At 64.0% G+C, this 5310-nt stretch carries 6 protein-coding genes; 3 read left to right on the top strand and 3 right to left on the bottom strand.

The features are described 5' to 3' along the window. Positions 1–15 precede the first annotated feature (15 nt). The gene (locus VGP39_RS23120) at positions 16–639 is read right to left on the bottom strand and encodes a thiamine pyrophosphate-dependent enzyme (protein ID WP_327570417.1); all 624 of its coding nucleotides are present in this window, start codon (positions 637–639) and stop codon (positions 16–18) included. A gap of 8 nt (positions 640–647) precedes the next feature. Continuing rightward, a complete protein-coding gene (locus tag VGP39_RS23115) occupies positions 648–1202 on the bottom strand; it encodes a decarboxylase (RefSeq protein WP_327570416.1) in 555 nt (184 codons plus the stop codon). 266 nt (positions 1203–1468) lie between these two features. On the opposite strand from VGP39_RS23115, the gene VGP39_RS23110 reads away from it, so the two are divergent. From VGP39_RS23110 to VGP39_RS23100, 3 genes are read left to right on the top strand one after another with little or no spacing between them, the layout of a single operon-like run. Continuing rightward, positions 1469–2437: a tripartite tricarboxylate transporter substrate binding protein gene (locus tag VGP39_RS23110; protein ID WP_327570415.1), complete on the top strand. Its 969-nt coding sequence runs from the start codon at positions 1469–1471 to the stop codon at positions 2435–2437. Positions 2438–2453: 16 nt separating this feature from the next. After that, positions 2454–3338: an amidohydrolase family protein gene (locus VGP39_RS23105; RefSeq protein ID WP_327570414.1), complete on the top strand. Its 885-nt coding sequence runs from the start codon at positions 2454–2456 to the stop codon at positions 3336–3338. Positions 3339–3347: 9 nt separating this feature from the next. Then, positions 3348–4397, top strand: a complete 1050-nt coding sequence (locus tag VGP39_RS23100) for a hydroxyacid dehydrogenase (RefSeq protein WP_327570413.1) — start codon at positions 3348–3350, stop codon at positions 4395–4397. A gap of 134 nt (positions 4398–4531) precedes the next feature. Here the strand turns inward: VGP39_RS23100 and VGP39_RS23095 are convergent. Continuing rightward, on the bottom strand, positions 4532–5310 hold a 779-nt coding region (locus tag VGP39_RS23095), incomplete at its 5' end, for an ABC transporter substrate-binding protein (RefSeq protein ID WP_327570412.1).

Here is a 5310-nt window from a genome sequence, read left to right as displayed (position 1 = left end):
CCTCGTTCGAAACCGTCAACCGGCCTTCACCTCATGCCGCACGCCGAGGCCCAGCATGAAGCGCTGCCGCACCTGCACGGGATCGCGATCGGTGGTGCCGACGCCCGGCTTGTCGTCGATCCGAAGCGCGATCAATGTCGGGACGGTTGCGACGAGCGACTGATCGACCAGCCGCTCAAAATCCTCTTCGTCAGCGGCCCACGCGCTATTTGCAATTCCGCAACCCTGCGCGATGGCGACGATGTCTGACGAGGCGGCAGCGGGCGTCGGCTGCGCGCCGGTGATCTGATAGATGCCGTTGTCCATCACGATCAGGCTGAGATTTTTCGGCTTCAGCGACGCGATGGTGGAGAGACAGCCGAGCTGCATCAAGAGCGACCCGTCGCCTTCCAGCGCGACAACGCGTCGTTGCGGCTGCGCCAGCGCGACGCCGAGCGCGATCGGAAATGCGAGGCCCATGCTGCCCAGCATATAAAAGTTCTGCGGGCGGTGGCCGGCGGACCACAGATCGAAATTGGTATTGCCGATGCCGCCGATCACGGCCTCCTCGTGCTTCAATCTTGCGACCAGCCGCCTGGTCAGATCGAACCGGTTCATCACCTTGGTATTGCGCGCCGGCGCTGACGTATCCTTGTTCATCCGATCGCTCACTTCTCGAACACCTTGCCGCCGGTCAGCAGCGGCGACAGGATCAGCGCCACCGGCGCCTGCGTGGCGATGGCCTGCTTGATCGAGCGGTCGCAGATGAATTCGAACTCGTCGAGCCGGGTCGCGGTGTGATGCACCATCGCCAGCGAGTCCAGCACGGGCCGCATGGTGCGGCACACCAGCGCCTGCCCGTAGTTGAATTCGCCCAGCGTGCCGCGCTCGGAGACGAACATCACGAGCGGGATCTGGTACGGGATCGCCATCGACGCCAGCGCGTTTGCCAGCGTCGCAAAGCCGGAAGTCTGCATCAGCACCGCGCCGCGCATCCCGCCCATCCATGCGCCGGCGACGATGCCGACCGCCTCCTCCTCGCGCGCGGCGGGGAAGGTGGTGAAGAACGGATCGGCGTGGAGGTTCTTGATCAGCGTGGTGAGCACGCGGTCGGGCACGTAAGGCACAAGACGGACGTCGTTGCGCTTCAGTGTCCGCTGCACCACGCCGTGCCAGGTTTCCGGTTCGGACTGCAAGGACCCTTGTCCCTGGGCGGCCGCCATTGAATTCTCCCTGCTCAATCCTCATCCTGAGGAGCGCGCTTTTGCGCGCGTCTCGAAGGATGGCAACTCTAACACCTAATCCTTCGAGACGCGGCCAAACGGCCGCTCCTCAGGATGAGGTGGCGTAGCATGGCCTCGCCGAACTTGACGCGATCAACGGCATTGTCAACATGCCGTGGCGTAGCTGCGATCTGCGTGTTGTGACCATGTCGGTAGCATGCCAATGTGCGATAAACCGCGAACGATAAAATTTTGGGAGAGATGCCATGAGGTGGGTTCGGACGCTTGGTTTAGCGGCCGGCGTGGTCGCCGCCGCAAATGTTGCCTCGGCCCAGGTAGGATTTCCCACAAAAGCCGTGCATCTGTTCGTGCCGTATCCGGCGGGCGGCGCGGTCGATATTCTCGCGCGGACGCTCGGCGACGAACTGTCGAAGAATTGGGGCCAGCCGGTCATCGTCGAGAATCGCCCGGGCGCGGGCGGCGTGGTCGCGTCGCAGGCGCTGGCCACCTCGGCGCCGGACGGATACACCCTGATCGTGGTCGCCAGCGGCCACGCCACCAATCCGTTGCTCTATCCAAAAATCCCCTACGATACGTTCAAGGATTTCACGCCGATCTGCCTGCTGGCCTCCTCGCCGAACATTCTGCTGGTGCGTGCGGACTCGCCATACAAGACGCTGGCCGATCTTCTGGCGCAGGCGCGCGCGAAACCGGGCAGCCTGTCCTACGGCATGGCCGGCAACGGCACCTCGACGCATCTTGCCGGGGAGCTGCTGAAAAGTCTCGCCAAGGTCGAGATCGTCGCCATCTCCTACAAGGGCGGCGCTCCCGCGATGAACGATCTGCTGGGCGGGCAAATTCCGATGTCGTTCAACAACGGGCCGGAGTCGGTGGGACATATCAGCGCCGGCACGGTTCGCGCGCTCGGGGTCACGACCGCCAAGCGCGCGCCGTTCCTGCCCGATGTTCCCACCATGGCCGAGGCGGGCGTCGCCGGCTACGATACCGGCGTGTGGTGGGGGCTGGTAGGGCCCGCCGGGATGCCGGCAAATGTCCTGGCGCAATTGTCGAGTGATTTCATCGCCGCACTGAAGGCGCCGACGGTGAGGGACCGACTCAACACGCTCGGCGCGACGCCGATCGGCAGCTTGCCAAAAGAGTTCGATGCGGTGATCCGCGCCGACTACGAAAAATGGGGCCCGATCATCAAGGCCGCCGGAATGAAACTCGAGTGATCCGGGCGCGCCAACGATGATCCCCGCCTGCCTGCCGCCGCGCGAGCCGACCCGCCCGAAACTGCCGCCGCCGCCGAACGCCTGCGATACGCATGCGCATGTGTTCGGTCCGGCAGCGCGGTTTCCTTACGCCGACGATCGCAGCTACACGCCGCCGGACGCGCCGCTCGCAAAATATCTGGCGATGCTCGACGCGGTCGGTTTTGCACGCGGCGTGCTGGTGCAGGGCAGCGCACATGGCCGCGATAATTCGGCGATGCTGGACGCGCTGGCGCGCCAGCCCGATCGTCTGCGCGGCGTCGCGGTGGCCGATGAAGGCGTCTCGTCCGAAACATTGCGGCGTTGGAATGATCTCGGCGTGCGCGCATTGCGCTTCAATCATTTTTTCCGCGACGGGCAATTGCACTATCGTGGCGGCGTTCCGCTCACCGCCGCGCAAGCGCTTGCGCCCGTGATGGCCGAGCTCGGCTGGCATCTGCAGCTCTGGATCGATGTCAAGGATTTGCCCGAGACCATTTCGGATTTGAAAACCATCGGTTTGCCGGTGGTGATCGATCACATGGGGCGCACCGACGCGCGCGCCGGCACCCGGACGGCCGGTTTCCAGAGCCTGCTGCGCGCGCTCAGCGAGGGCTGGTGCTGGGCAAAACTGTCGGGCGCGCATCGCATCAGCCACAACGCGCCTGATTATCCGGATGCGCGGCCGTTTCACGAGGCGCTGGTAGCGGCCAATCCGGAACGGCTGGTATGGGGCGGCGACTGGCCGCATCCGCGCGTCGAGGGCGAGATGCCCGATGTCGGGCATCTGTTCGAGCTGTTCCAGGCGTGGACGCCGGACCAGGTGGCGCAGCAACGCATCCTCGTCGCCAATCCGGCGAAACTCTATGGATTCCCCAACTGAAGGTAGGCAATGTCGGTCAACAACAAGCGCGTGTTCTATGTCAAATACCTGGCGCATCCGATCTACACCGAGATATTGCAGGCGCGACCCGACGTGCGGCTCGACCGGCTCGAAAACGAAAGTCCGGATGAGGTTGCGGCGCCGATCGTCGCCGCCGCGCATGCCTATCAAATTGGGGCCGCGCGCGATGAGCTCGCTGGACATTTTCATGTCGATCGCGATCTGCTGCGGCGGGCGCCGAACCTGCTGATCGTCTCTAGCAACGGCGCGGGCTTTGACCCCGTCGATGTCGATGCCTGCACGGCGGCAGGCGTAGTGGTCGTCAACCAGTCCGGCGGTAACGCGCATTCCGTGGCCGAGCACGCGTTGGGGATGATGCTGACCTTGTCGAAGCGCATCATCGAAGCCGACCGCGCGCTGCGGCGCGATACCAATGTCAACCGCAATGCGCTGATCGGCGCCGAGGTGCAGGGCAAGACCGTCGGCGTCGTCGGCATCGGCAATGTCGGCCGCCGCATCGCCGAACTCTGCAAGGGACTGCTCGGCATGACGGTGCTGGCCTATGATCCTTATCTGTCGGCTTCCGGGATTGCGGCACGCGGGGCTGAGAAGGTCGAACTGGATGAGCTGCTGCGGCGAAGCGATTACGTCTCCATTAGTTGCCCGTTGACCAAAGACAATCGCGGCATGATCGGCGCACGCGAATTTTCACTGATGCAGCCGCATGCGTATTTCGTCACCACCGCGCGCGGCTTCATTCACGACGAGGCGGCGCTGTTCGAAGCGCTGCATGACAAGAAGATCGCCGGCGCCGGTCTCGACGTCTGGGCCAAGGAGCCGCCGCCGCCGGATCATCCGCTACTGCAGTTCGACAACGTGCTCGCGAGTCCGCACACCGCCGGCGTCACCAAAGAGGCGAGGGCGAACATGGGCCGTATCGCCGCCGAGCAGATGCTCGATACGCTCGACGGCAAGCGCCCGCCGCGGATCGTCAATCCGGAAGTGTGGCCGGAATATGCGAAGCGGTTCGAGCGCGCCTTCGGATTCGCACCCCAATGACACCTCGTCATCCCGAGGAGCCGCGCGCTTGCGCGGCGTCTCGAAGGACGGCCGCTTGCGCTTGTGGCCTATCCTTCGAGGCTCGCCGCCAAGGCGCGGCGAGCGCCTCAGGATGACGGAAGGCGATTGACGTCCTACTTCACCAGGTGAAACGCGCCGTCCTTGACCTCGATCACGAAAGCCGAACGCTCGTCGTAGCCGTTGTGGTTGTCCGGCGTCATGTTCGACAGACCGTTGTTCAAGGCAAAGTCCTTTGTCTTCTCAATCTCGTCGCGTAGTGCTGCGCGGAATTCGGCGGTGCCGGGTTTTGCCGCCTTGAGCGCGGCCGGAATCGCGCGTTCCACGTGCGACATCGAATCCCACAGATGCGCGCCGAAGATCGACGGAATGTTGCCGTTCGCCGCCTTGTAGGCGTCGATGAAGGCCGTCGTGGGTTTTCGGAACGGACTGTCCGCCGGCAGATCGTTGACGACGGTGAAGGCCTCGCCCGTAAAAATCGCGCCGTCGACATCCTTGCCGCCGAGCTTGATGAATTCTTCCGTGGCAACGCCGTGGGTCTGGAAGATCGGCCCCTTGTAGCCGCGCTCGCGCAGTGCTTTCTGCGGCAGCACCGCCGGCGTTCCGGCGGACGCGACGAACACCGCGTCGGGCTTGGTTGCAATGATTTTCAGCACCTGGCCGGTCACGCTGGCGTCGCTGCGCGCATAGACTTCATGTCCGGTCAGCGTCACGCCGAGTTTCGGCGCGGCTTCGCTGAGCACCTTGTAGTAGCCTTCGCCATAGGCATCGGAGACGCCGATATAGCCGAGTGTCTTGACGCCGGTCTTGGCGATATATTTCAGGATGGCGTTGGCCATGATGTCGTCGTTCGGCACCACCTTGAACACCCATTTGCGCTTGTCATCCATCGGCG

This window comes from Bradyrhizobium sp. (assembly GCF_036009065.1).
Lineage (GTDB): Bacteria > Pseudomonadota > Alphaproteobacteria > Rhizobiales > Xanthobacteraceae > Bradyrhizobium.
The sequence above is the reverse complement of the archived record's forward strand: the minus strand, read 5'-3'. Positions and strand labels throughout refer to the sequence as shown.